Below are 25,971 nucleotides of genomic sequence, written 5' to 3' on the forward strand. Positions count from 1 at the left end.
CCCCGATCGCTCGCCGGGCGGCCTGACAATTCTTTTGCAATTGTTGTTTCTTGGGTGGCGATCATGAGTGCAGACATCACGGCCGGTCCGGCGACCGGCGCGGCTTCCACCGCGTTTCCACGTTACGAGCAGACATTCCCGGCGCTCACCGATCACGAAATCGCCCGCATGCGCCGGTTCGGAGAGCTTCGGACCTATAAGGACGGCGAAACCCTGTTCGAGACCGGCAAGGTCGGCCCCGGCATGTTCGTGGTGCTGTCGGGCACGGTCGCGATTACCCAGCGCGATGGCCTCGGCCATATCACGCCCGTCATCGACCAAGGCCCCGGACAGTTTCTGGCCGAGATCGGACAACTCTCCGGGCGCGTCGCGCTGGTCGACGGCCATGCCGAGGGCGATGTCGAAACGCTGCTGATCCCGCCGGACCAGTTGCGCGCGCTTCTGGTCGCGGAAGCCGAACTCGGCGAGCGCATCATGCGCGCGCTTATCCTGCGCCGGGTCAGCCTGATCCAGGGCGGCGTCGGCGGGCCGGTGCTGATCGGCCCGTCCTCCCTCGGCGACACCGCGCGGTTGCAGAATTTCCTGGCGCGCAACGGCCAGCCGCACCACGTGCTCGATCCCGCAAGCGATAAGGACGCGGCCGATCTCGTCGCGCGCTATGCCACCTCGCGGGCCGATCTGCCGCTGGCGGTTTGTCCTGACGGTACCGTGCTGCGCAATCCGTCGGAGACGGAGCTGGCGCTGGCGGTTGGCATGATCACCAACCATGCGCATGAGAGGCTCTATGATGTCGCGGTGGTCGGCGGCGGTCCCGCCGGTCTCGCCACTGCAGTCTATGCCGCCTCCGAAGGATTGTCGGTGGCGGTATTCGACGCGCGGGCGTTCGGCGGCCAGGCCGGCGCCAGCGCGCGCATCGAAAACTATCTGGGCTTTCCGACCGGTATCTCGGGGCAGGCGCTCGCGGGGCGCGCCTACAATCAGGCGCAGAAATTCGGCGCCGAGATGCTGATCCCGGTTTCGATCCGGTCGCTGGATTGCTCGCAGCGCGACGGCGTGTTCGCGTTGGCCACCGAATGCGGGCAGTCGCTGCGCGCCAAATCCATCGTGGTGGCGAGCGGGGCGCGCTACCGGCGGCCGGAGATCGAAAATCTCGACGCATTCGAAGGCCGCGGCGTCTGGTACTGGGCCTCGCCGATCGAGGCCAAGCTGTGCGTAGGCCAGGACGTCGTGTTGGTCGGCGGCGGCAATTCCGCCGGCCAGGCCGCGGTGTTCCTCTCCGGCCATGCGCGCAAGGTCTACATGATCATCCGCGGCGGTGGGCTGGGCGCCAGCATGTCGCGCTATCTGATCGAGCGGATCGAGGCGGCGCCCAACATCGAACTGGTCTTCAACGCCGAGGTGATTGCGGTCGAAGGCGGCGGCGATGGATCGCTCGAACGCGTGCGCTGGAAGAGCCGGCTGGCGCCCGAACAGCACAGTTTTGATGTGCGCAACCTGTTTCTGTTCGTCGGCGCCGACCCGGCGACCCATTGGCTGGACGGCTGCGGCGTCACGCTCGACCGTGCGGGCTTTGTGGTGACGGGGGCGCAGTCCGAGCAGAATCTCGGCCGCCCGGTGCCGCCCCTGGAAACCTCGGTGCCCGGCGTGTTCGCGGTCGGCGACGTGCGCTCCGGCTCGGTCAAACGCGTCGGCGGCGCGATCGGTGAGGGTGCGCAGGTGGTGGCCGCGCTGCATGGCTATCTCGCCGACGCCATGAAGCCATCGCTATGATACGGCGTGGCTGCCGTCGTTTGTGACGGCAGTGCAAATACTTCGTGCATCATACAACTTTCGTTGATGTACCTTCATTCACGCACATGCCTGCCTTGCCGAAGGCCGCACGCGATGCGTGTGGAAATTCTTCGCGCCGCGTCGTAACGTTTAGAAGATTTCCAACGAAGGGGGCGCGTCATGATTTTAGGTATGAGTTTGGCGACATTCGTTCTCGTGCACGTCATCATCAGCCTGATCGCCATCGTTGCGGGAATTATCGTGATGTTTGGAATGCTCGGCTCGAAGCGGATGCCGGGCCTGACCGCGATCTTTCTTGTGTTCACGATCCTGACCAGCGCGTCAGGATTTCCGATTCCGCCTCTCCTGTCCGAGAAGCTGTTGCCGTCGCATATGATCGGCATTCTCTCGCTGGTGCTGCTGGCGATCGCCTGTTTTGCGCTTTACGGCATGAAGCTTAACGGTGCCTGGCGCTGGATCTACGCGCTGGCCGCGCTGGTCTCGCTCTACCTCAACGTATTCGTGCTGGTGATCCAGTCCTTCCTCAAAGTGCCGGCGCTGCATGCGCTGGCGCCGAGCGTGCCACCGGCCGAGCCGCCGTTCGCCATCGTCCAGGGCATCGTGCTGGTCTTCTTCGTCGTCGTGATCATCGGCGTGCTCAGGCGATACCAGCCGACGCCGACATAGGCTGGCCTCTGGTATCTGCCGAGGTAAATCCGCACATCGCAATCAGCCACATCAGCTTCCGGGGCCACGCAATGACGCGTGCCCCGGGATGACGGCGTAACCAGAGGAGAATTCATAATGCCCACCATCACGACCAAAGACGGCGTCGAGATCTTCTACAAGGATTGGGGCAAGGGTCAGCCCATCGTGTTCAGCCACGGCTGGCCGCTGTCGGCGGACGATTGGGACGCGCAGATGCTGTTCTTCCTGAACAACGGGTTTCGGGTGATCGCCCATGACCGGCGCGGCCACGGCCGCTCCAGCCAGGTGGCCGACGGTCACGACATGGATCACTACGCCGACGACCTTGCGGCGCTGACGGCGCATCTCGATCTCAAAGGCGCCGTTCACGTCGGCCATTCCACCGGTGGCGGCGAGGTGGTGCATTACATCGCCCGCCACGGCGAGAGCCGGGTCGCGAAGGCGGCAATCCTCAGCGCCGTGCCGCCGCTGATGGTGCAGACGCCGGCCAACCCGGGCGGACTGCCCAAGGAAGTGTTTGACGGGTTTCAGGCGCAGCTCGCCGCGAGCCGCACGAACTTCTATCGCGATATCGCGGCCGGTCCGTTCTACGGCTACAACCGGCCGGGCGCCAAGCCGTCGGAAGCCGTCATCGAGAACTGGTGGCGCCAGGGCATGATGGGTGGTGCGAAAGCGCATTACGATGGCATCGTCGCCTTCTCGCAGACCGATTTCACCGAGGACCTCAAGAAGATCAATGTGCCGGTCTTGGTGATGCACGGCGACGACGACCAGATAGTTCCTTACGAAGACTCCGCGCCGCTGTCGGCGAAGCTTCTGAAGAACGGCACGCTGAAGACCTACAAGGGTTTTCCGCACGGCATGCCGACCACGGAAGCCGCGACGATCAACGCCGATTTGCTGGCGTTTATCAGGTCGTGAAGCTTGGTCATTCCGGGATGCGCCTCTTGGCGCAGGCCCGGAATCCATTGGCCGCAAGCGCTAGAGGAGAAATGGGTTCCGGGCTCGCGCTTCGCGTGCCCGGGAATGACGACGGCTGATTTGCCCACCCCATCAAATCGCCGCAAATATCGCTGCTTCTGCTGCGGGACGCACCCGCTCATAAATTGTGCACAGCAGAGGGCATGGCATGGACCGCATTCGTATTGTCGGCGGCAGCAAGCTCAACGGCACCATCGCGATTTCGGGCGCGAAGAACGCGGCCCTGCCGCTGATGATCGCGGCGCTACTGACCGAGGAAACGCTGATCCTCGACAACGTGCCGCGGCTTGCCGACGTCGCGCAGTTGCAGCGCATCCTCGGCAACCATGGCGTCGACATCATGTCGGCGGGCAAGCGGCAGGGCGACGGCCAATATCAGGGCCAGACCCTGCACATCTCCGCCGCCAACATCATCGACACGACAGCGCCTTACGAGCTGGTGTCGCGGATGCGTGCCAGCTTCTGGGTGATCGCGCCGCTATTGGCGCGCATGCATGAAGCGAAAGTCTCGCTGCCGGGCGGCTGCGCCATCGGCACCCGGCCGGTCGATCTCCTGATCATGGCGCTGGAGAAGCTCGGCGCCGAGCTGACAATCGACGGCGGCTATGTGGTGGCGAAAGCGCCCGGCGGCCTGCGCGGGGCTGCGATCGATTTTCCCAAGGTGACGGTGAGCGGCACCCATGTCGCGCTGATGGCGGCAACGCTCGCCAAGGGCACGACCGTCATCAGCAACGCCGCCTGCGAGCCCGAAATCACCGACGTCGCCGACTGCCTGAACAAGATGGGCGCGCGCATCACCGGCGCCGGCACGCCGCGGATCGTGGTCGAGGGCGTCGAGAAGCTGCACGGCGCGCGACACACCGTGCTGCCTGACCGGATCGAGGCCGGCACCTATGCGATGGCGGTCGCCATGACCGGCGGCGACGTACAGCTTTCCGGCGCCCGCCCCGAACTGTTGCAGTCGGCGCTCGACGTGTTGGAGCAGGCCGGCGCCAACATCACGGTCAACAATGACGGCATTCGTGTCACCAGAAACGGTGCCCCGATAAAGCCGGTGACGGTGTCGACCGCGCCGTTCCCGGGTTTTCCGACCGACCTGCAGGCGCAATTGATGGCGCTGATGGCCTGCGCCGGCGGTTCCTCGCAGATCACCGAGACGATCTTCGAGAACCGCTTCATGCATGTGCAGGAACTGGCGCGGTTCGGTGCGCGGATATCGCTGGATGGCGAGACCGCGACCATCGACGGCATCGCAAAGCTGCGCGGCGCGCCTGTCATGGCGACCGATTTGCGGGCGTCAGTTTCGCTGGTTATCGCAGGCCTTGCCGCCGAGGGCGAAACCATGGTCAACCGCATCTATCACCTCGACCGTGGATTCGAGCGGCTGGAGGAAAAACTTTCGGCCTGCGGCGCGTTGATCCAGCGCATCAGCGATTAGGGGGCTATTGAGGATTCTATGCCGGCGGACCCGCTCAAACTGATTGCGCTCGACGCCGACGATCTCGCTGTTATATCGGCCCATGTGCAGGACGCCCGCGTTTTGGCCTCCGATATCGTCTGGCGGCAGGGCGAAAAGCGGCTGGTGGTCGGCATGAGCCGGCTGGACTGGGAGCAGACGCTGTCAGGCGGAACCGAACCGCGCCGCTCGATCGCGGCACTGCGCTTCGACCGTGTGCTGGCCTGCAAGTCGCGCAACATCGATCTGCAGCGGCGTGAAGCGACGCTGGAACTGGTCGGGATCGAATTCCATCCGGGCGAGGCCCCCGGCGGCAGCGCGCTTCTCCTGTTTAGCCATGGCGAGGCGCTGCGGCTGGACCTCGAGTGCCTGGAATGCGAGCTGACCGACCTCGGCACCGACGATCTCGGCACCAGCGACCTCGCCATCGCGCCCTTGGGGCCGGAGGGGTAGCAGTATCCCCCATCCGTCGTCCCCGCGAACGCGGGGACCCATAACCACAAATGCGTGTCGTGAAAGGGGATTGTCGCCCCAGCGTGCCCAAGCCGGACATCGGTGGTTATGGGTCCCTGCGTTCGCAGGGACGACGTGGAGGGTTGACGGCCCTTGGCCGCCGCGCCATTGAGCAGGGGCCTCCGACGTCTCTCAGAAAGCCGCCATGCCCGTTCGCCTGGATACCAGCAGCGCCGATTTCGATCCGAAATTCAAGCAATTCCTCGCCGCCAAGCGCGAGGTGTCGGCCGATGTCGAGCGCGCTACGAGGGCCATCGTCGACGATGTGGCCGCGCGCGGCGACGCCGCCCTGATCGAGGCGACCAGGAAATTCGACCGGCTCGAGCTTGCGGCCTCCGGCCTGCGCGTGACCGCGGCCGAGATCGACGCCGCCGTGAAGGCCTGCGATGCCGCGACCGTCGACGCGCTGAAATTCGCCCGCGACCGGATCGAGGCCTTCCACCAGCGGCAGTTGCCGAGGAACGAGCGTTTCACCGATCCGCTCGGCGTCGAGCTCGGCTGGCGCTGGAGCGCGGTCGATGCGGTCGGCCTCTACGTGCCCGGCGGCACGGCGGCCTATCCGTCTTCGGTTTTGATGAACGCGGTGCCGGCCAAGGTCGCCGGCGTGCCGCGCGTCGTCATGGTGGTGCCGTCGCCGGACGGCAAGCTCAATCCGCTGGTGCTGGCGGCCGCCCATCTCGGCGGCGTCTCCGAAATCTATCGCGTCGGCGGCGCGCAGGCGGTGGCGGCGCTGGCCTATGGCACGGCGACGATTGCGCCGGTGGCCAAGATCGTCGGCCCTGGCAACGCCTATGTCGCCGCCGCCAAGCGGCAGGTGTTCGGCAAGGTCGGCATCGACATGATCGCGGGTCCTTCGGAAGTGCTCGTCATCGCCGACGCGACCTCCAATGCCGGCTGGATCGCCGCCGATCTGCTGGCGCAGGCCGAGCATGACGCCAGCGCGCAGTCGATTCTGATCACCGACAGCGCAGACCTGGCCACCGAGGTCGAGCGCGCGGTGGAGTCGCAACTCGCGACGCTGCCGCGCGCCGAGATCGCGCGGGCCTCGTGGAACGATTTCGGCGCCATCATCATGGTGAAAGAGCTCGACGAAGCGGTCGAGCTGGCGAACGCGATCGCGGCCGAACATCTGGAGATCATGACCGCGGATGCGGAAGCGCTCGCGGCAAAGGTCCGCAACGCCGGCGCGATCTTCCTCGGCGCCCACACACCGGAAGCGATCGGCGACTATGTCGGCGGCTCCAATCACGTGCTGCCGACCGCGCGCTCGGCGCGGTTTTCGTCGGGGCTCGGCGTGCTAGACTTCATGAAGCGCACTTCGATTCTCAAATGCGGGCCGGACCAGTTGCGCGCGCTTGGGCCCGCCGCGATGACCTTGGGCAAGGCCGAGGGTTTGGATGCCCATTCACGCTCCGTCGGATTGCGCCTCAATTTGCCATGAACAAGCCGCCACCAGACGATGACCAGCACAATCGCATCGTCGCGGTGACGCTCGACGAGGAATCGATCGGGCGTTCCGGCCCCGATATCGAGCATGAGCGGGCGATTGCGATCTACGACCTGATCGAGCAGAACCTGTTCGCGCCGGAAGGCGCGGTGCAGGGGCCGTATACGCTGCACATCGCCATTACCGGCAACCGCCTGATGTTCGACATCCGCCACGAGGACGGCACGCCCCTGGTGGCGCATTTGCTGTCGCTGACGCCGTTCCGGCGGATCGTGAAGGACTATTTCATGATCTGCGACAGCTACTATCAGGCGATCCGCACCGCCACGCCTGACAAGATCGAGGCGATCGACATGGGCCGCCGCGGCATCCATGACGAAGGCTCGCGCACGCTGCAGGAGCGGCTGAAAGGCAAGGTCCGCGTCGATTTCGAAACCGCGCGCCGCCTGTTCACGCTGATCTGCGTGCTGCACTGGAAGGGGCAGGACGCATGACGCCGACCCAAAGGACCGCGTTAGCGCAAAGTGCGCAGCGGTTTTCGGATCACGTCATGCGAGAAGCCTGACCGCATGGAGGCGCCGCCCCGCGCGCGCAATCCGCAGGCCGTGCTGTTCGCATGCGGGCTGAACAGCGTGCGCTCGCCGATGGCGGCGAGCCTGCTGCAGCAGATGTTTCCGCAAGGACTCTATGTGAAATCCGCCGGGGTCAAAAAGGGCGAGCTCGATCCGTTCGCGGTCGCCGTGATGGCCGAGCTCGGCCAGGATATTTCCGGCCACAAGCCGACGACGTTCGAGGAACTCGAGGATTGGGAAGGGCTCAATTTCGACCTCATCATCACGCTGTCGCCGGAAGCCCACCACAAGGCGCTGGAGCTGACGCGCACGCATGCCGCCGACGTCGAATACTGGCCGACGCCGGACCCGACCGACGCGGAAGGCAACCGCGAGCAAAAGCTCGCCGCCTATCGCGACGTCTGCGACGGGCTCATGATGCGCATCCGCCGCCGGTTCTCCAAGGCGGGCGCGGCGAGCGGATAGCCGTCCCGGAGGCGAACCGCCGGCCGGCGTTCCCCGGACGCTGCGCGACACGAAGTGTTGGGCTGCTGATCCGGGGTCCATCTCAGCCATAGGTCCCGGCTCTGCCTCGCGTCACTGCGTGCCGCGCCGCGTCCGGGACACGAGACGGCGAGCGGGTAAAGCTCTCGCCGTCGTTCCTGCGAAAGCAGGAACCCATACCCCGCAGCCAAGGGATTTGAGGAAGTGCCAATCGCCACTGTCATTCCCATGATAACCGCCTGTGGTTATGGGTCCCTGCGTTCGCAGGGACGACGGAAGAACCAAAGTCCTTACAACCACTTGTTCCCCGGTTGTGGAATGGAGTGCCTTCCGATAGGTTCCGCGCGCGATCCATCCGAATCCTTATCTCCCCGACACATCCAGCATGCTTGGCCGTCCCAAACTCGTTCTTGCTTCCGGTTCGCCGCGGCGGCTCAGCCTGCTCAACCAGGCTGGCATCGAGCCCGACGCGCTGCGCCCGGCCGATGTCGACGAGACCCCGAAGCGGGGCGAGCTGCCGCGCGCCTGCGCCAATCGGCTGGCGCGAGCCAAGGCCGACGCAGCGCTGAAATCCGTTCACCTCGACGACGAGCTGCGCGGCGCCTTCATCCTGGCCGCCGATACCGTGGTTGCGGTCGGCCGCCGTATTCTGCCGAAGGCCAATCTGGTGGATGAGGCCGCGCAGTGCCTGCGGCTGCTCTCGGGGCGCAATCATCGCGTCTACACCGCGATCTGCCTGGTGACGCCGAAGGAGGCGTTCCGCCAGCGCCTGATCGAAACCCGCGTGCGCTTCAAGCGTTTGAGCGAGGATGACATCCAGGCCTATATCGGCTCCGGCGAATGGCGCGGCAAAGCCGGCGGCTATGCCGTGCAGGGCATCGCCGGCTCCTTCGTGGTCAAGATGGTCGGCTCTTACAGCAACGTCGTTGGCCTCCCTCTCTACGAATCGGTCACGCTGCTCGGCGGGGAGGGCTTTCCGATCCGCTTCGGCTGGCTCAATGCCAGTTGACGGCCCCAAGGACGGCCCGAAGGATACCGGCGCGCCCAAGCCGCCGCCGAAACCTTGCCCGGTCTGCGGCAAGCCGGCCGATCCGGCCACGCTGCCATTCTGTTCCAAACGCTGCCGCGACGTTGACCTGAACCGCTGGTTGTCCGGCCGCTACGTCATCCCCGGCCGCCCTACCGATCCCGAAGACGCCGAATAATGGTGATTCGCCAAATGTTTGGGGATGAGCCCGAAGCGGGGCTCGCCGCGCCGAAGCCGCAGGCGAAGGCGGGCCGCGCCCAGCGAAGCCTTTGGCGAACCTGGGTGGACACGGCCGCCCGACCTCTCTATAAACCGCCCGCTCGGTGCGGCCTTCTAAGCCCTCGGGTATGCCCAGGTAGCTCAGTTGGTAGAGCATGCGACTGAAAATCGCAGTGTCGGTGGTTCGATCCCGCCCCTGGGCACCAAAATTCTCCTAAGGTCTTGTCGATCCTCAGAGTGGTATCCGGGCGAGCTGTTCGCGCGACCCGTTGCGGACGTTCTCAGCGAACGTTTATCACCGGGCATTCGCTCCGATGGGGTCAAGTAACCCGAAGCGGCCTCGTCAGCCGCTCGATGCGGCGGTGAAAACCGCCAGTTGAGCGTCGAAAGCACGCTTATATGCGGGCCGCGCTTCGCCGCGGGCGACATAGTCGGAAAGGTTCGGATATTCATCCAGTATGCCCGAAGATTTCAACCTGAGCAGCACCGACACCATCATCAGATCGCCCGCGCTGAACGCGCTATCGAGCCAGTCGGCGTCGCTCAGGCGAGCGGAAAGTTGTTTCAACCGATCGCGGACGCGGTTCTCGACCAGAGGCAGACGCTCCTTAGACCAGGGCTTGTCGCCCTCCAGCAACCTGGCGGTTACGAGTTCGAGGATCGGCGGTTCCACCGTGTTGACCGCGGCAAACATCCATGTGATCGCGCGCGCCCGCGCATTGGCATCGTCCCGCAGCAGGCCCGCATGGCGCTCGGCGATATGGAACACGATCGACCCTGTCTCGAACAGGGCGAGATCGCCTTCCTCATAGGTCGGAATCTGTCCGAAAGGATGAAGCGCGAGATGCGCGGGTTCCTTCATCGCTTCGAAGGAAACAAGGCGAACGTCGTAAGGCTGGCCCACTTCTTCAAGCGCCCAGCGAACGCGCATGTCACGCGCCAGACCCTTGCCGCGGTCGGGCGACCGTTCAAAGGCCGTGATGGTGGGGATCATTGGCAGGCTCCGGCTGATCGCATGACGCTGTCGAGATTGATGAGCGTGATTACGACGATTTTTCTCATGGTTAGATATTCGGTTCTTGCGGTTTGCATCCAGAGGACGAACGACCGGCGCGGCTCCCGACAACTTGCCTCGCTTTCTTTGTTCATGGGATTTCGCGGCCGCCACCGGCGAAAACCCTTCCGCCAGCGAAGGCGTGAAGCAGATAAGCGAGCCCGGATGAGCCAACGGGTCGCGCGAATGCGCGCCCGATGACAGGCTCCGCGATGTCCGGGAGTTTTCATTGATATCCCCATCCCCGCATGTCGCTTCGCTCATGAGCGCTACTTGCTGATGATTCCAAGGTTGTGCGCGATCGAGATGTGCACGCTGGGTGGCGCCAGAGCACAAGCTCAGCGTCGGCAACCGGACATTGCATCACAATGCCTCGATCGCGCAAAAGGGTCACAATAGCGCCCGGTCGATGGCCTACAGCGGCGAACCTACCTTGGCGCGATCCAGCGATCCCTTGTTCTCGGCCGAAATACCGCGAGAAGGACAACGCGCCGATTCCGCGATAGCGGAGCGACGCGGCGCCTAGTTCATGCCGGCGCGAGCCGGGTGCAACATCTGCCACATGTGCAGGCCGGCGTCGCTGGCCGCCCGACCTGCTGAGCAAAAGAGCAGGAGGCTCTCATGTCCACAGCGTTCCGCGTGGTTCTCGAAGGCTCTCAGGAAGTCCCCCCGAACAACTCGACTGCAAGCGGTCTCGGCACTGTTATCTTTGACAGCACGGAAATTGCCGCGAGCTATACGTTTCAGATCGAGGGCGTCGATTATGGCCCGATTACGGGCGGTCCCGCCCAGACGCCGTCGACCGACGACGACGTCATCTCCACGCATTTTCACAATGAAGTGCGAGGAGCAAACGGGCCCGTTGTCTTCGGGCAGATCAACCCGGCACAGGACGAAGATGATCTCAACATCGCCCTGAATGTGGATGGCTCCTGGACGGTAAGCGGTCGATGGGAGACGACGGACCCCGCCAGCGTTTCAATCACTGACTTCGCCGACGAATTCGGCTCAGCTCCGGTGGGATCGGAGATCCCGATCTATTTCAACGTCCACACGAATCAATTTCAGGGAGGCGAGATCCGGGGTCAGTTGATCGCAATCGCAGACGACAACGACAACGTCGTCGTCGGAACGCCGGGCGACGATTTTCTTCCCGGGCTCGGCGGCAATGACATCATCCGTGGCCTCGCCGGAAACGACAGGCTTGAAGGCGGCGACGGCGACGACATTATCAGGGGCGGCCAGGGAAACGACGATATCAATACAGGCGCTGGCAATGACCTGGTTTTCGGCGGCCGCGGCAACGATACCGTCGGCGGTATGGCCGGAGCGGATACAGTCTTCGGCGGTGCCGGCGATGATTCCATCGTCTGGAACGACCCTACCGGCGACGTCGTGTTTGGGGACGCCGGGAATGATACGCTGCGCGGCGGCGACGTTGCCGCCGACACGATCTTTGGTGGTAACGGTGACGACCTCATCCGGGCGGTCGCCAACCAGCAGTTGGCGGATCACGCGCCCGACCGTCTCTTCGGAGACCGCGGGAATGACACCATCTTCGGCGGCAATGCTGGTGATACGATCGAAGGCGGCGCCGGCGACGACAACCTCGCCGGTTTCGGTGGGGCCGATCAGTTTATCTTTCGCGAGTCTGAAGGAGGCAATGATACCATCACCGACTTCGACGTAACGCAGGACGTCGCAGTGTTGGAAGGCTTTGGAGCCGACTTCGACCCGCTGGACAATCTGAGCGCTGGAGCTTCAGGTACCACCCTTGATCTCGGCGGGGGCGATCAGGTGCTGTTCTTGGGCCTTCTTCCGAACGAGTTGAACGCCGCGAATTTCCTCGTGACCGCTTGAGGTGGCGGGCGGGCCGGATCTACGGCCCGCCCTCAGTTCCCTCTTGGCGATTGCCCGTCGTCTCGCACAATTCCCGATTTCGACGTCGAGCTCAACGAGGGCCAAGAGGGTGTGCCCAGCGTGACGCCCTCTCACTTCTGCTCTTGCGCGCGCATCTCTTCCGCGAATGGCCGCAGCGCTTGGTTCATGTCGTCGAGACGCTTCTGCCATTCTGCGCCGGGCATGAACGCGAGAACGGGGGCGTCGCCGGGTGAGCTCTTGATGTATTCAGGATCGCGCAAGCCGTCCGCAATCGCAGCTTCAAGCTTTCTGGCGACGTCGTCTGGAACGGCCTTCGGTACGGCGAAGCCGCGTTCTGCGGTCATCGTGACCGGGATGCCTGCTTCCTCTGCCGTCGGAACGTCGGGGAGTGACGGAGAACGCTGCTTCGACAGAATTGCAATCGCGCGGAGCTGTCCCTTGTTGGAGCCGTGCAGCTCGGGAATTTCGCTGAGGCTGACCATTCCAACCTGCAAATGGCCGCCCAAAAGATCAGTCCTTTGCGCGGCCGTTCCGCGATAGGAGATTTCGTTGGGCTCGACTCTGGCAGCGTTCGCCAACATGCGAATCGCCAGATGTCCGTTCGTGCCCGCACCATTATGGCCGAACGTTACCGAACCCGGCTTGCTGCGCAGCGCAGCCAGAACGTCCGCAACGCTTGCAAGCTTGCTTTCTGAGGGCACTACGATCACGCTGGGATCGTCGACCACGCGCGCGACCAGACGGATTTCATCCATGCTGTACTGGGTCTTTCGCGTCATCGGAATGAAGTTATAGCCTGGCACATTGACCACGCCCATCGCGTAAGCATCCGGCGCGGCGCGGGCAATCGTGGCAAACGCGATCTCTCCGCCGGCACCAGGCTTGTTCAGCACAACAAACTTGGCCTTGCCGCCCAATCTCTGCTCGACGAACGGCAGCAGCTTGCGCGCCATGACGTCGGTTCCGCCACCGGGAGCAAAACCGATGACAACTTCGATCGGCTTGTCGTCCGGCCATCCCGCCCAAGCTGGCCCGCAAGCTACGACCCCAAATGCTGCTGCAACCAGCGCGACGACCCTAACATGCATGACATTCCACCCTTTTCTTGTTGTTGGAATTGCCCCGCCGCCTTACGCAGCGCGACCGACGATCTACGTGTGTCGCTTGTATCTGTTCGGCTTGGCGACGAACAGCGAACAGCAAGCATAGCCGCATGAGCGAGGCGGCCATCCGGCTTTTGGTTTGTGCCGATCCCTTATCGAGCCTGTCATCACTGCGCGAGCGCAATTGCGCGCGTCGCGGGGCATGCGTTCGCGCGGACCCGTAACCTCATGCGGGCCTACTTGCTGCATGCGTTGGAAGATCGCATTCACAGCCAACCCTGCGGAAGCAAATGTTGTGGTGTTTGGATGCCGGCGCCCGGTCACAAGCTTTTTATTCCTCGTTACCACCTGCACCGCTTCTAAGTTGGAGTTGGGATCTTAGATTCGGATGAAATGATTTTCATCATCTCATGGTGGAACTGCTCTCTAATCAAGGTTTGGAGTGAACATGGGTGAAGTTATTCGATTTGTCCCGAAGTCTGAGCGCGAGCGAGCGCGCTTAATTCGAGAAGCCCGCGCGACATATGACAGCATCTTCCCGCCGGCTGAACCGGTCAGCGAGCAGCAGGGCAAGGCACCGATCGGTCATTCGGTCGCCGGCGTCAATCGTGGCGATAGGGGTCTCCTGTCGTGATCAAGATCATCGCCGTGCTATGCAGTCTCTCCTCTCCGACAAAATGCCACGAGCAGACCGTCACCACATCGGACTTCGTCGCCTTGTCGGTGCGGTCCTGCCTGATGGGCGCGCCGCAGCTCGCCGAGTGGATGAAGCAGCATCCGGCCGAGCGCCTGGCGGCATGGCGCTGCGTGATTGGCAAACAGGATGGCAGGGGAGCTTAGGGAGAAATTACAAATTCCGGTGACAGTGCACCAAACGTTCCCTTTTGATTTAGTGCACTATCCGGACATACACACGCGCTTAGCGCCTCGGCGTCTTAGCCCGCCTGTGCCGAGAGGCCTGGAAGGGCGTAGAGCCAGCCCAGCAGCGTCGCGACCGACAGCAGCGTCGTGATCGAGACCGTGGCTGCGACCAGCGGTTCCTCCACCTTGTACTCGCCTGCCAAGATATACACCGTCTTGGCGGTCGGCACGGCGGCACAGATGACAGCGGCGATCGTGTAGAGCGGATTGAGGCCTGACGCCACACACAGGCCGTAGACGATCAACGGCATGATCATGAGCTTTACGGCCGCGAGCACGAAGGACGCTCTGAGGTTCGAGCGTATTCCTTCAACCGAGAGGCCAAGCCCTATGGCGAAGAGAGCGCATGGCGTGAGCGCGGCCGCGAAGATGTTCATATAGGCCGCGAGCGGGGCCGGAATCGGCAGGCCCGTAATCGCCCACGCCAGACCGATCAGGGTTGATAGCACCATCGGATTGAGCACGATCTGCCTCACCAGGACGACGGAGCGTGCCGCTTTCCCGGGCGCGCCGCGTCTCTCGCTTTCCAGGAGGATGACAGTCACGGGGAACATCACCCCCGCCACGAACACGGTTGCGATGGCGGCGGGCAGAACGGCAGGCTGCCCGTAGATGGAGTGCAGGATCGGCAGCGCCACGAATCCGGTATTGGTCATCGCCGCCGTCATTCCATGGATCGTACTACTGGCGACGTCGCGCCCCCACCCCACGCGAACTGCCAGAAAGACCAGCGCGAAACACAGGATGGAGCCACCGCCAAATGCCAGCAGAAAGCGCCATTCCAGAAGATTACGTACCGACTCCTGCGCGATGGTGACGAACAGCAGCGCCGGCATCGCGACGTTGTAGGCGAAATGCACGAGCCCGTCGGCCAGCGACCGCGATATGTAGCCAAGCCAACCCGCCAGCCAGCCTGTGACGATAATCGCAAACACAGGAAGGACCAGATCGGCGACTTCCATCTTGGTCTCCCCTTGCAGCGCCGCTCTGATCAGGCGCGTTGTGCGCACAGCCTAGCATATTGCGCTGAGCGTGGTTGCTGGTGGCGCACGCTGACCGACCATCGCCGATTCGGTATCTATGACGACGGTTCAGCGTCTTGCACCAACTTTGTGCACGACCGATTCAGTGGGGCTCGTGTCGGCTGTCGGCGCATAGCGGCCATATCTAGCGAGCCATGCACCGCTGGTCCGATGGGAACTCGTCGGAAAAACATCAAGAGAGTATGGGAACGGGAAAGCGAATTACCCTGGGCCAGGGTTATTTCTTCGGCAAGCCCGCCGTTGGGCGAACTCTTGCTGCAAGGCCTTGCCGAGAGCAAGCCGTGGCTTAGCAGGCCTACCGACTTGCCTTGCCGAGCATGAGCTCAACCGTGTGCCTCGCAATCTTCCGAAGCTGGGCCTCATCGCCAAAAGCGCGTTCGAGCACGGCCAATCCGCGCGTCACGGTGACGATGTGCAGAGCCGCGGACTCGGGGTCGCCGTTGAACTCGCCTCGCTTGATGCCCTCTGACAAGGCTTCCTGAACCAGGTCGGTGATGCGCGCCACCAGATCCGCGAAGGTTTTACGCGCGTTTTCATCCAGCCCTTCGCCTTCGACCGACGCCAACTCCATCAGTCCTCGCGTGGTGGGGCATCCGCGGGGCGGCGAGCCAGAACGGAAGTTTTCTATGGTTAGATCGAAAAATGCCGTGAGGCGCTTTCGCAAGGCCCCGGAGCCGAGCGCCTTTTCGACAGTGCCGAGATATTCGCTCGCATAGCGCTCGTAGGCGCAGAGAAACAGCGCTTCCTTGCTGCCAAAGGCATTGTAGAGACTGCCGCGCTGGACGCCGGCGTCACGCGCAATGTCTGACAGCGACGTGCCGCGCACCCCCTTGCGCCAGAATTGATCGAACGCGATGCGCAGGACGTCGTCGTGGTCGAATTCTCGCGGTCTCATGTTTCCCTCCCTGCATCCCATCGGTTCGATGCCGCTACCTGACGAGCGTCAAAAAATATTTGACACGACGTCAAGAACGTGGTTTTGAACGCTATGTTAAAAACGTGTCGGGCTGGATAGCTCATTTCGTGGTGGCCCGCCACTTGCGGGAGCCGCTGCTGTGGTGCGCATCCGCGTGACGCTTTCTGAAAGGATCCGCGATGCCGCTCATTCACATCTCACTGCGCGCGGGAAAGCCGGAAGCCTACCGGCAGGCGATCTTCGACAGCCTTTACCGCGCGATGCGCGAAACGCTCGACGTGCCTGAAGACGACCAGTTCATGACCATCACCGAGCACGACGCGGCGAACTTCCGCTACGGCGATGCCTATGGCGTCGCGCGGAGCGATGATGTCGTGTTCATCCAGATCACCGTGTTCAACACCCGCACTCCGGAACAGAAGAAAGAGCTGTTCCGGCGGACGGCGGAGTTGCTCGCCGAAAGCCCCGGCATCCGGCCGGAGAACGTGTTCGTGAACGTTCTCGAGGCCGCGAAAGAGAATTGGTCGGTCGGACACGGCCTCGCGCAATTCGCGTGATCCGGAACTCAGTTCCATATCTCGCGTTGCGCCGCGGGGCATTCGGAGAAAATGCGAAATGGCGAAGAAAGCGAAGAAGTCGCTGCGCGGACGCAATTAGGATCGTGCGCGCGTGGCCGGCGGGCAGAGTTACGAGGTACGGTACATCGCAAAGAAAACCCGCAAGTCGGCCTCGGCCGTGAAGAAGGCTGTCAAGAAGGTCGGCAGCAGCCGCAAGCGGGTGGTGAAGGCGGACGCACACCCTCTCGCTGTTTGATAGTTGAATCCGAAACCAGGAGCAGCGGACCTAAATCCCGAACACGCCGAAGATCGCGCCGGAGATCGCCGCGATGACGCTGTCAGCGCGTGTCGCCGTCCTGAGCGGCAGCGTCACATTCGCGGACGCTGCACCTCATGCTGGCGCGAGCGCCAGCAGCGCCGGTCACGCCGCCAGCGCATCCGGATTGACCTCACCCTTGGCGATATCGGTGAGTAGCGCATCGATCTCTTTCTCTTCCATCAGGCTCTCGTGCAGCGTTGCCTGGTCGTTGCGCAATTCCAACTGACCGGCCAGCGCGGCGGCCGAGCCGTAGGCGGCGATTTCATAGTGCTCGAGCTTCTGGGCGGATGCGATCAGGCCGGCATCGCGAAGATCATCGCCCTCCAGCATGCCGAGCATCTTCCGGGTCTCACGGATGAGCGCCTCCATGGCCTGGTCGACATGCGCCGTCGGGTCAGCACCATGCTGGCGAAGGATGGCGACAAGGCGGTGCTTCTGCGTGACCGTCTCCGCGTGATGGTCCACCAGCGCGTCCTTGAGTGCCGGGTGGGATGCTGCCGCCGCCATCCGCAGCAGTGCTTCCGCAAGCTGGTCCTCGACGCTCACCAGTTCCTGCAGTTCGGCAATGTACATGTTCTTGAAATTCTTGATCTCCATGGCGAAATCCTTCTCTCAGGATGCGTGTGAGGCGATGTCATTCCAACGAGGCCGCGAGGCATCTGGTTCCGGTCCAAGACCTGATCTCCAAGACCTGATCTCAAGACCCAGGAGGTGCTGCGATGACGGAATGGTACTTTGTCTGGGTGGAAGGCCTGCGAGGGCCTGCGCCGCAGAAATGGTCATCGGACGGGCTTTGGGGGCAGGTCGGGCGTCAGGATGTCATCGTGCGTTTTGCGCTGAGCGACGAGGAAGCGCATCTGCCGCTCGACGAACTGGCGAGGCGGCATCCCATTCCCGACGGGAAATAGTTGGTGGCAGTCACGCGGTGGATCGCCGGAACTTCTCCACCCGGTTCCCTGCGATTTCAAAATGCCTTTCTGCGGAACATTGCGAATTTAATTTCGTTGCTGGCTTGAAGCGGCGCCAAGAGGCACCACTGTCCCGACTTCAATTCGGCGTGCTTGCGGAATTGAAAGCGAAGCTGCGAGCCGGCGCGTGACGCCGGTGGGGACGAGCGATCAGGATCCGACACGCTTGACGTCAATTCCCTCCGCAGAAGAGCCGCGCGCGGTCAAGGCCGTCACGCGGTGCTCACCAACCAGAAGCCAAGTAAGGAGATCGTGCATGAAATTGAACTCGGCACAGGTGGAACGCGCTCTGACGCAATTCGAAGCCCAGGCGCTTCCCGACGATCATCCGGTGGTTCCGCAGCTAGCCAGCATGTTTGGGGATCATACATTCTTCCTCGACAGCGGCGGGCTCAACGTCCTGGAGCCGACCGAGGCTTCCGAGCGGGAAACCACAATCGGCATGATCGTAAACCTTGCTTATTGGAGCGATGAGACGCTGACGAAATTGTCGCCACACGAGCCCGAGCCGACAGGCGTGATCGTCAGTCTCGAATCCAGACACTGACTCTTCGAGTCCGGGACTCGGCGTGTGTTTCAGACGATTCGTCGTGCGCGGTCGCGTGCCGCGCGCGACGGGTGCTGGAGTGCGCCGGTCAGGTTTCGAAATGAACCCCGATCCGCGTCTCTTTTCGCCACACGACGCGGCACGGCACATGGATGTGGTCGGCTTCGATCACCAGCGTGAAGCGTTCGGGAATGCCGACCGGGGAGATCACCTCGAGCGCAGCGCCGGTTTCGGAGAGGTTGCGCACTGTGCAATCGATGACGGCGCCGCCAAACGAAATCTTGCCCGCCTTCAAGAGCCGACGCCGTGGCGCTATCCTGTGCTCGTCCACCACATGGACCTCCCACCTAAACAGGGAAGTTCTCTACGGGCGAGGTTACTATCCCGTTACCGAGCGTTCCAACCCGGATGCAACGCCAAGTCGTGGGCCGCCGCGGAACCGCCGCTTCCGCTCAGCGAGCTTGACCGCCCGTTCGCGCCCGCCGGCCTTCGATCGGGTAGGCCGGGTCATTGAACCCTGGCGTCGAGGGATGGCCACTCACCACCAGCCGGTCGACCAGCGCCTCGTCCTCCGCCGTGAAGCGATAGTCCAACGCCTCGATGTAATCATCCCATTGCTGTTCGGTCCGGGGGCCCCCGATCACCCCGCTCACGAATGACGAATTCAGCACCCATGAAACCGCGAATTGCCCGGCGGTGATGCCGCGCGCTTCGGCGTGCCGCTTGATCTCCTGGGCGAGCTGCAGCGATTCCGGCCGCCATTCGGTCTGCATCATGCGCTTGTCGGCGCGCCCTGCACGCGTGTCCTGGTCGGGCGCCGCATCCGGCCTGTACTTGCCGGTCAGCACCCCGCGCGCCAAGGGGCTATAGGGCACGATGCCGAGGCCGTAATAGCCGCAAGCCGGAAAGTGCTCGACCTCCGGCATCCGGTTCATGGCGTTGTAATAGGGTTGGCTGACGATCGGGCGATCGATGCCGTTGTTGTCGCAGATGTTGCAGATCTCGGCGACGCGCCAGGCGCGGTAGTTGGAGACGCCAAAATAGCGGATCTTGCCCTGGCGCATCAAATCGCCCATCGCGCGCACCGTCTCTTCCAGCGGCGTCGCGTGGTCCTCCTTGTGCAAATAATAGATATCGATGAAATCGGTGCCCAGTCGTTGCAGGCTCTCTTCCGCCGCCTGCATCACCCAGCGCCGCGACAGCCCGCCGTGATTGGGATCTTCGCCGATCTGGTTGGCAAGCTTTGTCGCCAGAATCCAGTTCGTGCGATTGTTTGAAATGGCACGGCCGACCACCTGCTCGGACTGGCCGCCATTATAGGCATCCGCGGTGTCGATGAAGTTGACGCCGGCCTCGCGCGCCTTCGCAATGATGCGCGACGACGTGGCTTCATCGGTCGGGCCGCCGAACATCATGGTGCCCAGGCAGATCGGTGAAATCTTCAGGCCGCTGCGGCCGAGTTGGCGGTATTGCATTGGGATCAACCCTCGCTCTTCAATATCTTGAACACGCCGCTCGCCATAGCGATACAGCGTTTGTCGACTGTCACTTCTGTCGTGATGAAAATAAGGCTGCGGGTGGAGCGCACCACGTGCGGCCTCGACACCAAAACCTCTCCGATCTTGCCGGCTTCGACAAAGTGCGTATCGAGCTGCACGGTCGCCAGCGTCGGCTTGCCCGAGACGAAGCGGGCGGTCATGCCGCAGGTGCGGTCGGCGAAGGTCATGATGACGCCGCCTTGCACCAAGCCGCGGCGGTTGTGGTGCTTGTCCTCGGTGGCAAGCGCGTATTCATGCGTGCCGTCGACGACGCGCTGCCACAGCGGGCCGATCAGGTGCAGGAAGCCGGAGGTTTCGACGATCTTCCAGCCGTCGGATTTGAGCTTGTCCGCGGCCTTGACTGTCATGTCGTGCTTTCCGTTTCCTGCGGGCTGTCTTGCTGTCCGGGGTCATTTCATCTGATGCGCTGGTGTTGTAGTCAAGCGGGATGGCCAGGCCATTTGACGATACCACACGGCGGAATATTGCGGAGCTTTGCGCGGCATTTACGCGGGGGCCCTCGGAGCGCGCAGAGCCTGAGCTGAAGCGCGCCGCAGTCGCCATCGCGCTGACGGAAGCCGAGAGCGGCCCGGGCACCACATTTCTGTTGACCCGCCGCGCCGCAAGCCTCCGCGCCCACGCTGCCCAATGGGCGTTGCCGGGCGGGCGCTGCGACCACGGCGAGACGCCGGCGCAGGCCGCGCTGCGCGAGCTCCACGAAGAACTCGGCGTCGGCCTCGGCGAAAGCGATGTGCTCGGCCTGCTCGACGATTACCCGACGCGCTCAGGCTATCTGATCACGCCGGTGGTGGTCTGGGTCGGTACGAGCGCCGATATCATCCCCAATCCGGCGGAGGTCGCCTCGGTGCATCGCGTTGCGCTCGATGACATCGAGCGAGCCGACGTCTTCAGCTTCACCAGGATTCCCGAAAGCACGCGGCGCGTGATCCGCTTCCGCCATGCCGGCCAGCACATCCACGCGCCAACGGCGGCGCTGATCTATCAATTTGCCGAAGTGCTGGCGGGCCGCGAGACCCGTGTGGCCGAACTGGAGCAGCCGGTGTTCGCCTGGAAATAGAGTCGGCGCTAGCCGCCGAAGCGGCTGCTCATCTCACCATGTGAGAGAGCGGGCTCACGCAGCGCGGGTTGCGGATGTCGGCGGTTTCGGAGACGATAGCTGAGTCAAGAAGAAGAACAGATCCGGGAGTCGCCCCACTATGTCCATCGGGAGAAAGTGGCTTTGCGTCGCAGCCGCCATGCTCGGTTTGAGCGCAGCAACAGACGTTTCGCAAGCTCAAACCTATCCCGCCCGCGCCATCACGCTGGTCATTCCGTTCGCGCCCGGCGGCAGCACCTCGATCGTCGGCCGCGCCATTGCCGACAAAATGAGCGAGATACTCGGCGAGAAGGTGGTGGTCGACAACCGTCCCGGCGCTGGCGGTACGGTCGGCACCAAGGCGGTCGCGAAAAGCGATCCCGATGGCTACACGCTGCTCCTGGGTTACACCGGCACGCTCGCCATAGGCCCCTCGCTCTACAAGAACCCCGGCTACGATCCGCGCAAGGACTTTGCGCCGATCGGCATGATCGGCAACGCGCCGAATTCGCTGGTGGTGCATCCGTCATTCCCGCCAAAGAGTGTCGCCGAGTTGATTGCCCATGCGAAGGCCAATCCTGACAGGGTCAATTTCGGCTCGGCCGGCGCCGGCACCGCGAGCCACATTACCGGCGAATATTTCGCCCGCGCCGCCGGCATCAAGCTGGTGCATATTCCCTACAAGGGCACCGGCCCGGCGTTGACCGATCTCCTCGGCGGCCACATCCCGATGGCGTTTGCGCCGATTCCGGCCTCGCACGCCAACGTCTCCGCCGGCAAATTGCGCGCACTCGCGGTCAGCAGCACCACGCGATCGAGCCTGTTGCCCGACGTGCCGACGCTGATGGAGGCGGGGCTAGCCGGCTTCGACGCTTCGCTCTACTACGGCCTCGTCGCGCCCGCCGGCACACCGCGGCCGATCGTCGACAAGCTCAACAAGGCGCTGCGCGACGCGCTCGCCTCCGACGAGGTGAAGAAGCAGTTGGGCAATGACGGCACCGAAATCACCCCCGGCACGCCGGAAGACTATGCGGCCTTCATCGACAAGGACGAGAAGAAGTGGTCGCAGCTAGTGAAGGCCAGCGGCGTCGAGCAGGAGTGACTTTCTCCCTTCTCCCGTTGTGGGAGAAGGAAAAACAGTCGCTCCCTTTCGGGGCTGACATCGCGGCGGCGCTTGCTACAACCGTGCCATGCGCCTGCCATTGATTCGCATGGGTTCCGGATTAGCTGCGCTCGCGCTGCTGGCGAGTGCGCCGCCTGCCGTGGCGACGGAGCCGCTCCCTCCCTCAACCGCCGACGCCATGGCGCAAGCCGCCTCGCCGGAGGCGATGGCCGAATACCGTCGCAAGCTGAAAGAATATCAGGAAGCCCGCGCCGCGTTCGAAGAGGAGGCGGGCGCCTATTGGACCTCAATCTCCGAGAAGCGAAAGGGCCGTAACGCCAAGCGCCGGGAACGCCAGGCCATCACGCTCAACGATTACGTGCTGACACAGCCGCCGGTCTACACCGGTCCGAAGCGCCCGGTCAGTCCCGAGCCGGAAGAAGAAAAGCCGCCGCGCGAGCGCAAGCCGCTGCCGGTGGTTGCCGATTTTCTTAAAGCGGCTGCCGAGCATTTCCAGTTCACGCCACAACGGCCGGCAACCGAAGTCGAATTCAAGCGCGCCTATGCCCGCTACGCGCTGGCCGCGGGATTGACGCGTGAGCAGGCGGTACGGGTCTACTCGTTCGAGACCGGCGGTAGCGGCAATTACGACATGCAGTCGGGGCTGAACCCCTCGAAACCGGGCTCGCGCGCGATCTCGACCGCGATCGGCTACAATCAGTTGCTCACCACCAACAGCGTCGAGCTTTTGGCCGAACAGGGCCACGAAATCATCAAGGAACTGACGGCAAGGGCCGCGATGCTGTCGGGCGCGCCGCGCAAGGCGATGGACCACAAGCTTGCCGTCTTGAAAAGGATGGTGGCGTTTACGCGCACCGTGCCGGATACCTGGTCCGAACATGAGAAGCTCGCCAATACCCCGCAGGGCTGGGCTGTGCACGCCATGGTGCTCGATGTCGACGTCGGACCGATGCTGCAGACCCACAAGCTGCTGACATCGGTCCATTTCGCGCGCGCCAAGGGCTACAATCGTCCGCTGACGGCGGCCGAGCTCGAAATGATGAACCTGACCGGCGACGGTACCGGCCTCGACATGGTCACCATGCCGCAGACGATGCGCGAGCAGGTGCCGACCTCGAATTTCTTCCAGCGTGGCGGCTACGAGCGCAACCCGGTCGCAATCCGCCATAACACGGTGGCGAAACTATTGGCGATCACCGACGAGCGGATGGATTTCAACTCCAGCAAGCCCGGCGCGAAGGAGTTGGCGACGGCGTTTTAGTTTTACCCTCCCCTGGAGGGCCTCCAGGGGAGGGTAAGTCAGCGCCAGCCTCGTAGCGCCTCACTCCGATCCGAACATGAACTTGCCGTCGCTTTCCAGATAGGGGCCTGAGCGCATGTAGAGCTGCCCGTTCTGGCCAAGAAAGAACAACGTGCCCCTCGGCACTTTCTTGGCGCCCTTCAATAGCAAGCCGGCATTATTGGTGCCCAGCTTGTAGGCGAGTGTCTTGCCGTCCCTGCCGTAGGCGTAACCCATGTCCGACTTCAATTCCCAAGGAGTCGGTGCCGCGCCTTGCGCAAATGCCGATGTCGCCAACCCCGTCAGTACGGCCACCGTCAAAACCGTCTTCGTTGAAATGCACGTCATCATCCATCCTCCCCACAGCCATTCGGCTTCTTGCCCCATGCTTTGAACAAATCACGAACGGCGTCGTGCCGTCAATCTGCACCTTCGACGCATCACACGGCTCTTGAGACTTTGTGATTTCCCGCGTCCGACTTCGCGACTATGTTCGCCTTTCCGGCAACAAGCATGCATTGCGAAAAACGTCATAGGGATGGTCAGGATGAACCACGTCATGAAGATCGGTCTTGGTGTTGCGCTATCGTTCATGACGCCGGCTCAAGCGGCAGAGGCTGACAACTTCAAGCTGTCCAACAACCAGCGGATCGCCTGCAGTCGGGGATTGAGCGCGGGCAAGCTCAACACCGCGACCTGCAAATCCTATGCTTACGTGTTCAACACCAAGACGTCAGAGTATTTCCGCTGCCAGGTCTCGATGGCGCTGACGCGGGACAACAAGGAAGTCATCAACGTGCAGGCCGACGGCGGCTGCACCAAGAAGCCGCGTATCTTCGATGCCGATTCGAGTTATTCGTTCGATGCCACCGAAACCGAGGGGCCGAACACCAATTCGTTCTTCGGCCCCGGCGGCTATGCGGTGTGGGCCAGCGACAACAATAATCTGAAGGTGCGCGGCTGCATCATCATCTCGTCCGGTCTCGGCTCCGACATCGCGAAATGCATCGACATGAAGTTCGAGTGAGCTTCGCTCAGGGAGCCTTCTCGGGGTCGGCTGCAAGCTGAGGGCGCGACCGCGCGAATTTGCGCACGCCGACGGGCTTGCCGAACAGGTGGCCCTGGATCAGATCGAACCCCATGTCGTGCGCGGCAAGGTAATCGGCGCGCGTCTCGATGCCCTGGGCGACGGCGCGAGCGCCGTTGTCTTGGGCCAGTTCGACGATGCGTCGGCATACCGTCTGCTTCAGCCGATCGTCGGCGCAGCCCTTGACGTATTGCTGGTCGACCTTCAGCTCGATGAACGGGAAGCTCCGAAGCTCCAGCAGCGACGGCCATTCCGCGCCGACATTGTCGATGGCGATCGCGATATTGTGCAGGCGCAGCCGTCTTGCGGTGTCCACTGCGAGATCCGGATGGTCGACCACCTCGCTGCTGTTGATCTCGATCAAAAGTCCGCCGAACGCCGGATGGGCGGGCATGGCGCGGCACAGATCGCGCACCGCCGCTGCGTCTTCGAAGAACGATATTGGCAGGTTGATCGAGAGGTCGACCGGGCCCCGGCTCTCCAGCAGATAGCGCCAGTCCTCGATCGCGCGGCCGATCACGAATTCGGAAAGCTTGCGAAAATGCGGATCCTTGTCGTCGGGAATGAAGTAGGCCGGCGGGACCACGCCCCAGGCCGGATGCCGCATCCGGACCAGCGCCTCCGCTCCGCTGGGGACCAGCGTGCGGGTGTTGATCTTCTGCTGATACCACAATTCGAGCCAGCCGGCCTTCAACGCCTCGGCGACGTCGACGGCCGGGCTTGGCGCCGGCTCGGCAGGCAGCAGCGTCGCGAGGCTGGCGCGCAGGCTCGCCGCGCCGAACGGCGTCGGCAGGGAGGGCAGCATGGCAATGCCGTATTCTTCGCCAATTTGCCTGACGGCCTTAACCATGATCGTGTCGGGTTGACCGATCACGAGAACCTTGCCGCAGAAATTTTTCCGGACGATTGCCTCGAGAATTTCGCCGACATTGATCCCGTCGGCGCACACGCTGAGCACGATCAGGTCCGGCTGCTCCGCCTGCAGTACGCCTGCCAAATCGCCGGCCTGGCCGCATTCGCAGGTGACGAACCCGAGATCCTCGAGAGCGTCGGAAAGAAACAATCGCAGGTGCTTTTTGCTGTCGACGACGCACGCTCTGGGCGCCAGCTTCCGATGCCCAAAGTGCGCCGCGCGCGAATACTCGACAACGTTGATTTGCTCCATGCCACCCTCCCACTAGATACCCCAACGCCAGTGGTACATCGGCGTTGCGGTCGCAATCATGGAATTTTGCGGCAGGTCACATGATTACTTCAGTAGGGTTAAAGCAGCGGACACGAATAAAATTTTAGGGAAACTGTTGCCGCGACGCAGCCAACCAGCGCCCGGGCAACTCGACGGGGTCATTTCATCGGCTTCAAC

Annotated in this window: 31 protein-coding genes and 1 tRNA gene; 22 read left to right on the forward strand and 10 right to left on the reverse strand. The window is 63.0% G+C overall.

Features of this window, described 5'->3' with window-relative positions; all coding sequences use genetic code 11:
* The first annotated feature begins 63 nt into the window (after positions 1–63).
* The 11 genes from V1290_RS22400 to V1290_RS22450 all read left to right on the forward strand — a co-directional run bounded on the left by V1290_RS22400 (position 64) and on the right by V1290_RS22450 (position 9,382).
* Positions 64–1,770, forward strand: coding sequence for an FAD-dependent oxidoreductase (locus V1290_RS22400; protein ID WP_334366402.1), 1,707 nt, complete (start codon positions 64–66; stop codon positions 1,768–1,770).
* A gap of 180 nt (positions 1,771–1,950) precedes the next feature.
* Complete coding sequence (locus V1290_RS22405) at positions 1,951–2,457, forward strand: hypothetical protein (protein WP_334366403.1); 507 nt, start codon at positions 1,951–1,953, stop codon at positions 2,455–2,457.
* 117 nt (positions 2,458–2,574) lie between these two features.
* Entirely contained in the window at positions 2,575–3,399 is an 825-nt protein-coding gene (locus V1290_RS22410) for an alpha/beta fold hydrolase (RefSeq protein ID WP_334366404.1), read from the forward strand.
* Positions 3,400–3,607: 208 nt separating this feature from the next.
* A complete protein-coding gene (gene murA / locus V1290_RS22415; protein ID WP_334366405.1) occupies positions 3,608–4,897 on the forward strand; it encodes a UDP-N-acetylglucosamine 1-carboxyvinyltransferase in 1,290 nt (429 codons plus the stop codon).
* Between the two features lie 18 nt (positions 4,898–4,915).
* Complete coding sequence (locus V1290_RS22420; RefSeq protein ID WP_334366406.1) at positions 4,916–5,368, forward strand: DUF2948 family protein; 453 nt, start codon at positions 4,916–4,918, stop codon at positions 5,366–5,368.
* A 205-nt stretch (positions 5,369–5,573) separates the two neighbouring features.
* Positions 5,574–6,869 carry a histidinol dehydrogenase gene (gene hisD, locus V1290_RS22425; protein ID WP_334366407.1) on the forward strand — a complete coding sequence of 432 codons (1,296 nt, stop codon included), beginning with the start codon at positions 5,574–5,576 and terminating at the stop codon, positions 6,867–6,869.
* Positions 6,866–7,369 carry a UPF0262 family protein gene (locus V1290_RS22430; protein ID WP_334366408.1) on the forward strand — a complete coding sequence of 168 codons (504 nt, stop codon included), beginning with the start codon at positions 6,866–6,868 and terminating at the stop codon, positions 7,367–7,369. Before hisD ends, V1290_RS22430 begins: the two co-directional genes overlap by 4 nt.
* A 75-nt stretch (positions 7,370–7,444) precedes the next feature.
* Positions 7,445–7,912 (forward strand): arsenate-mycothiol transferase ArsC, encoded by a 468-nt coding sequence (locus V1290_RS22435; RefSeq protein WP_334366409.1) that lies wholly within the window; start codon positions 7,445–7,447, stop codon positions 7,910–7,912.
* A gap of 403 nt (positions 7,913–8,315) precedes the next feature.
* Positions 8,316–8,939: a Maf-like protein gene (locus tag V1290_RS22440; protein WP_057845441.1), complete on the forward strand. Its 624-nt coding sequence runs from the start codon at positions 8,316–8,318 to the stop codon at positions 8,937–8,939.
* Positions 8,929–9,135, forward strand: coding sequence for a DNA gyrase inhibitor YacG (gene yacG, locus V1290_RS22445; RefSeq protein WP_334366410.1), 207 nt, complete (start codon positions 8,929–8,931; stop codon positions 9,133–9,135). Before V1290_RS22440 ends, yacG begins: the two co-directional genes overlap by 11 nt.
* A 171-nt stretch (positions 9,136–9,306) precedes the next feature.
* Positions 9,307–9,382, forward strand: a tRNA-Phe gene (locus V1290_RS22450).
* Between the two features lie 137 nt (positions 9,383–9,519).
* On the opposite strand, the gene V1290_RS22455 is transcribed toward V1290_RS22450, so the two are convergent.
* A complete protein-coding gene (locus tag V1290_RS22455; protein WP_334369132.1) occupies positions 9,520–10,170 on the reverse strand; it encodes a glutathione S-transferase family protein in 651 nt (216 codons plus the stop codon).
* 681 nt (positions 10,171–10,851) lie between these two features.
* Between V1290_RS22455 and V1290_RS22460 the strand changes: the two genes are divergently transcribed.
* Entirely contained in the window at positions 10,852–12,090 is a 1,239-nt protein-coding gene (locus V1290_RS22460) for a CHRD domain-containing protein (protein WP_334366411.1), read from the forward strand.
* 131 nt (positions 12,091–12,221) lie between these two features.
* Here the strand turns inward: V1290_RS22460 and V1290_RS22465 are convergent, their stop codons facing one another.
* Positions 12,222–13,199 carry a tripartite tricarboxylate transporter substrate binding protein gene (locus V1290_RS22465; protein ID WP_334366412.1) on the reverse strand — a complete coding sequence of 326 codons (978 nt, stop codon included), beginning with the start codon at positions 13,197–13,199 and terminating at the stop codon, positions 12,222–12,224.
* A gap of 463 nt (positions 13,200–13,662) precedes the next feature.
* On the opposite strand from V1290_RS22465, the gene V1290_RS22470 reads away from it, so the two are divergent.
* Both V1290_RS22470 and V1290_RS22475 read left to right on the forward strand, forming a co-directional pair.
* On the forward strand, positions 13,663–13,848 hold the full coding sequence (locus V1290_RS22470; RefSeq protein WP_334366413.1) for a hypothetical protein: 186 nt from the start codon (positions 13,663–13,665) through the stop codon (positions 13,846–13,848).
* Positions 13,845–14,054 (forward strand): hypothetical protein, encoded by a 210-nt coding sequence (locus tag V1290_RS22475; RefSeq protein ID WP_334366414.1) that lies wholly within the window; start codon positions 13,845–13,847, stop codon positions 14,052–14,054. The genes V1290_RS22470 and V1290_RS22475 overlap by 4 nt, the downstream gene beginning before the upstream one ends.
* A 95-nt stretch (positions 14,055–14,149) precedes the next feature.
* Here V1290_RS22475 and V1290_RS22480 read toward each other — a convergent pair whose 3' ends face one another.
* Together V1290_RS22480 and V1290_RS22485 are read right to left on the reverse strand one after the other, a co-directional pair.
* Positions 14,150–15,097: an AEC family transporter gene (locus tag V1290_RS22480; protein WP_334366415.1), complete on the reverse strand. Its 948-nt coding sequence runs from the start codon at positions 15,095–15,097 to the stop codon at positions 14,150–14,152.
* Between the two features lie 376 nt (positions 15,098–15,473).
* Complete coding sequence (locus V1290_RS22485) at positions 15,474–16,073, reverse strand: TetR/AcrR family transcriptional regulator (RefSeq protein WP_334366416.1); 600 nt, start codon at positions 16,071–16,073, stop codon at positions 15,474–15,476.
* Between the two features lie 200 nt (positions 16,074–16,273).
* Here V1290_RS22485 and V1290_RS22490 point away from each other — a divergent pair, with 200 nt between their 5' ends.
* Both V1290_RS22490 and V1290_RS22495 read left to right on the forward strand, forming a co-directional pair.
* Positions 16,274–16,651: a tautomerase family protein gene (locus tag V1290_RS22490; protein WP_334366417.1), complete on the forward strand. Its 378-nt coding sequence runs from the start codon at positions 16,274–16,276 to the stop codon at positions 16,649–16,651.
* Between the two features lie 112 nt (positions 16,652–16,763).
* Positions 16,764–16,907 carry a DUF3606 domain-containing protein gene (locus tag V1290_RS22495; protein ID WP_442895007.1) on the forward strand — a complete coding sequence of 48 codons (144 nt, stop codon included), beginning with the start codon at positions 16,764–16,766 and terminating at the stop codon, positions 16,905–16,907.
* A 165-nt stretch (positions 16,908–17,072) separates the two neighbouring features.
* On the opposite strand, the gene V1290_RS22500 is transcribed toward V1290_RS22495, so the two are convergent.
* Complete coding sequence (locus tag V1290_RS22500; protein ID WP_334366418.1) at positions 17,073–17,567, reverse strand: YciE/YciF ferroxidase family protein; 495 nt, start codon at positions 17,565–17,567, stop codon at positions 17,073–17,075.
* A 122-nt stretch (positions 17,568–17,689) separates the two neighbouring features.
* On the opposite strand from V1290_RS22500, the gene V1290_RS22505 reads away from it, so the two are divergent.
* Together V1290_RS22505 and V1290_RS22510 are read left to right on the forward strand one after the other, a co-directional pair.
* Positions 17,690–17,878, forward strand: coding sequence for a hypothetical protein (locus V1290_RS22505; RefSeq protein ID WP_028348083.1), 189 nt, complete (start codon positions 17,690–17,692; stop codon positions 17,876–17,878).
* 316 nt (positions 17,879–18,194) lie between these two features.
* Entirely contained in the window at positions 18,195–18,485 is a 291-nt protein-coding gene (locus V1290_RS22510) for a hypothetical protein (protein WP_028348084.1), read from the forward strand.
* An 88-nt stretch (positions 18,486–18,573) separates the two neighbouring features.
* Here the strand turns inward: V1290_RS22510 and V1290_RS22515 are convergent, their stop codons facing one another.
* The 3 genes from V1290_RS22515 to V1290_RS22525 all read right to left on the reverse strand — a co-directional run bounded on the left by V1290_RS22515 (position 18,574) and on the right by V1290_RS22525 (position 20,391).
* A complete protein-coding gene (locus tag V1290_RS22515; protein ID WP_334369133.1) occupies positions 18,574–18,816 on the reverse strand; it encodes a PilZ domain-containing protein in 243 nt (80 codons plus the stop codon).
* Between the two features lie 121 nt (positions 18,817–18,937).
* Positions 18,938–19,960: an aldo/keto reductase gene (locus V1290_RS22520; RefSeq protein WP_334366419.1), complete on the reverse strand. Its 1,023-nt coding sequence runs from the start codon at positions 19,958–19,960 to the stop codon at positions 18,938–18,940.
* A gap of 5 nt (positions 19,961–19,965) precedes the next feature.
* Positions 19,966–20,391, reverse strand: coding sequence for a PaaI family thioesterase (locus tag V1290_RS22525; protein ID WP_334366420.1), 426 nt, complete (start codon positions 20,389–20,391; stop codon positions 19,966–19,968).
* 80 nt (positions 20,392–20,471) lie between these two features.
* On the opposite strand from V1290_RS22525, the gene V1290_RS22530 reads away from it, so the two are divergent.
* From V1290_RS22530 to V1290_RS22540, 3 genes are all read left to right on the forward strand, one after another.
* On the forward strand, positions 20,472–21,101 hold the full coding sequence (locus V1290_RS22530; RefSeq protein ID WP_334366421.1) for an NUDIX hydrolase: 630 nt from the start codon (positions 20,472–20,474) through the stop codon (positions 21,099–21,101).
* A 139-nt stretch (positions 21,102–21,240) separates the two neighbouring features.
* Positions 21,241–22,221: a Bug family tripartite tricarboxylate transporter substrate binding protein gene (locus V1290_RS22535; protein ID WP_334366422.1), complete on the forward strand. Its 981-nt coding sequence runs from the start codon at positions 21,241–21,243 to the stop codon at positions 22,219–22,221.
* Between the two features lie 88 nt (positions 22,222–22,309).
* Positions 22,310–23,503: a hypothetical protein gene (locus V1290_RS22540; RefSeq protein WP_334366423.1), complete on the forward strand. Its 1,194-nt coding sequence runs from the start codon at positions 22,310–22,312 to the stop codon at positions 23,501–23,503.
* Between the two features lie 60 nt (positions 23,504–23,563).
* Here V1290_RS22540 and V1290_RS22545 read toward each other — a convergent pair whose 3' ends face one another.
* On the reverse strand, positions 23,564–23,869 hold the full coding sequence (locus V1290_RS22545; RefSeq protein WP_334366424.1) for a hypothetical protein: 306 nt from the start codon (positions 23,867–23,869) through the stop codon (positions 23,564–23,566).
* A 199-nt stretch (positions 23,870–24,068) separates the two neighbouring features.
* Between V1290_RS22545 and V1290_RS22550 the strand changes: the two genes are divergently transcribed.
* Positions 24,069–24,548, forward strand: a complete 480-nt coding sequence (locus V1290_RS22550; RefSeq protein ID WP_334366425.1) for a hypothetical protein — start codon at positions 24,069–24,071, stop codon at positions 24,546–24,548.
* A 7-nt stretch (positions 24,549–24,555) separates the two neighbouring features.
* Here the strand turns inward: V1290_RS22550 and V1290_RS22555 are convergent, their stop codons facing one another.
* Complete coding sequence (locus V1290_RS22555) at positions 24,556–25,773, reverse strand: EAL domain-containing response regulator (protein WP_334366427.1); 1,218 nt, start codon at positions 25,771–25,773, stop codon at positions 24,556–24,558.
* Positions 25,774–25,971 lie beyond the last annotated feature (198 nt).

This window comes from Bradyrhizobium sp. AZCC 1578 (assembly GCF_036924675.1).
In the GTDB taxonomy this organism is placed as follows: Bacteria; Pseudomonadota; Alphaproteobacteria; order Rhizobiales; family Xanthobacteraceae; genus Bradyrhizobium.

What these genes read in the sequence shown, in the direction of transcription:
- V1290_RS22510 (WP_028348084.1), top strand. Translation starts at nt 18,195, where the DNA reads ATGAAATTGAACTCGGCACAGGTGGAACGCGCTCTGACGCAATTCGAA.
- V1290_RS22470 (WP_334366413.1), top strand. Translation starts at nt 13,663, where the DNA reads ATGGGTGAAGTTATTCGATTTGTCCCGAAGTCTGAGCGCGAGCGAGCG.
- V1290_RS22505 (WP_028348083.1), top strand. Translation starts at nt 17,690, where the DNA reads ATGACGGAATGGTACTTTGTCTGGGTGGAAGGCCTGCGAGGGCCTGCG.
- V1290_RS22460 (WP_334366411.1), top strand. Translation starts at nt 10,852, where the DNA reads ATGTCCACAGCGTTCCGCGTGGTTCTCGAAGGCTCTCAGGAAGTCCCC.
- yacG (WP_334366410.1), top strand. Translation starts at nt 8,929, where the DNA reads ATGCCAGTTGACGGCCCCAAGGACGGCCCGAAGGATACCGGCGCGCCC.
- V1290_RS22410 (WP_334366404.1), top strand. Translation starts at nt 2,575, where the DNA reads ATGCCCACCATCACGACCAAAGACGGCGTCGAGATCTTCTACAAGGAT.
- V1290_RS22545 (WP_334366424.1), bottom strand. Translation starts at nt 23,869, where the DNA reads ATGACGTGCATTTCAACGAAGACGGTTTTGACGGTGGCCGTACTGACG.
- V1290_RS22485 (WP_334366416.1), bottom strand. Translation starts at nt 16,073, where the DNA reads ATGAGACCGCGAGAATTCGACCACGACGACGTCCTGCGCATCGCGTTC.
- V1290_RS22500 (WP_334366418.1), bottom strand. Translation starts at nt 17,567, where the DNA reads ATGGAGATCAAGAATTTCAAGAACATGTACATTGCCGAACTGCAGGAA.
- V1290_RS22420 (WP_334366406.1), top strand. Translation starts at nt 4,916, where the DNA reads ATGCCGGCGGACCCGCTCAAACTGATTGCGCTCGACGCCGACGATCTC.
- V1290_RS22550 (WP_334366425.1), top strand. Translation starts at nt 24,069, where the DNA reads ATGAACCACGTCATGAAGATCGGTCTTGGTGTTGCGCTATCGTTCATG.
- V1290_RS22540 (WP_334366423.1), top strand. Translation starts at nt 22,310, where the DNA reads ATGCGCCTGCCATTGATTCGCATGGGTTCCGGATTAGCTGCGCTCGCG.
- V1290_RS22525 (WP_334366420.1), bottom strand. Translation starts at nt 20,391, where the DNA reads ATGACAGTCAAGGCCGCGGACAAGCTCAAATCCGACGGCTGGAAGATC.
- V1290_RS22465 (WP_334366412.1), bottom strand. Translation starts at nt 13,199, where the DNA reads ATGCATGTTAGGGTCGTCGCGCTGGTTGCAGCAGCATTTGGGGTCGTA.
- V1290_RS22455 (WP_334369132.1), bottom strand. Translation starts at nt 10,170, where the DNA reads ATGATCCCCACCATCACGGCCTTTGAACGGTCGCCCGACCGCGGCAAG.
- V1290_RS22535 (WP_334366422.1), top strand. Translation starts at nt 21,241, where the DNA reads ATGTCCATCGGGAGAAAGTGGCTTTGCGTCGCAGCCGCCATGCTCGGT.
- V1290_RS22555 (WP_334366427.1), bottom strand. Translation starts at nt 25,773, where the DNA reads ATGGAGCAAATCAACGTTGTCGAGTATTCGCGCGCGGCGCACTTTGGG.
- V1290_RS22530 (WP_334366421.1), top strand. Translation starts at nt 20,472, where the DNA reads ATGGCCAGGCCATTTGACGATACCACACGGCGGAATATTGCGGAGCTT.
- V1290_RS22490 (WP_334366417.1), top strand. Translation starts at nt 16,274, where the DNA reads ATGCCGCTCATTCACATCTCACTGCGCGCGGGAAAGCCGGAAGCCTAC.
- V1290_RS22520 (WP_334366419.1), bottom strand. Translation starts at nt 19,960, where the DNA reads ATGCAATACCGCCAACTCGGCCGCAGCGGCCTGAAGATTTCACCGATC.
- murA (WP_334366405.1), top strand. Translation starts at nt 3,608, where the DNA reads ATGGACCGCATTCGTATTGTCGGCGGCAGCAAGCTCAACGGCACCATC.
- V1290_RS22480 (WP_334366415.1), bottom strand. Translation starts at nt 15,097, where the DNA reads ATGGAAGTCGCCGATCTGGTCCTTCCTGTGTTTGCGATTATCGTCACA.
- V1290_RS22430 (WP_334366408.1), top strand. Translation starts at nt 6,866, where the DNA reads ATGAACAAGCCGCCACCAGACGATGACCAGCACAATCGCATCGTCGCG.
- V1290_RS22440 (WP_057845441.1), top strand. Translation starts at nt 8,316, where the DNA reads ATGCTTGGCCGTCCCAAACTCGTTCTTGCTTCCGGTTCGCCGCGGCGG.
- V1290_RS22400 (WP_334366402.1), top strand. Translation starts at nt 64, where the DNA reads ATGAGTGCAGACATCACGGCCGGTCCGGCGACCGGCGCGGCTTCCACC.
- V1290_RS22435 (WP_334366409.1), top strand. Translation starts at nt 7,445, where the DNA reads ATGGAGGCGCCGCCCCGCGCGCGCAATCCGCAGGCCGTGCTGTTCGCA.
- V1290_RS22405 (WP_334366403.1), top strand. Translation starts at nt 1,951, where the DNA reads ATGATTTTAGGTATGAGTTTGGCGACATTCGTTCTCGTGCACGTCATC.
- hisD (WP_334366407.1), top strand. Translation starts at nt 5,574, where the DNA reads ATGCCCGTTCGCCTGGATACCAGCAGCGCCGATTTCGATCCGAAATTC.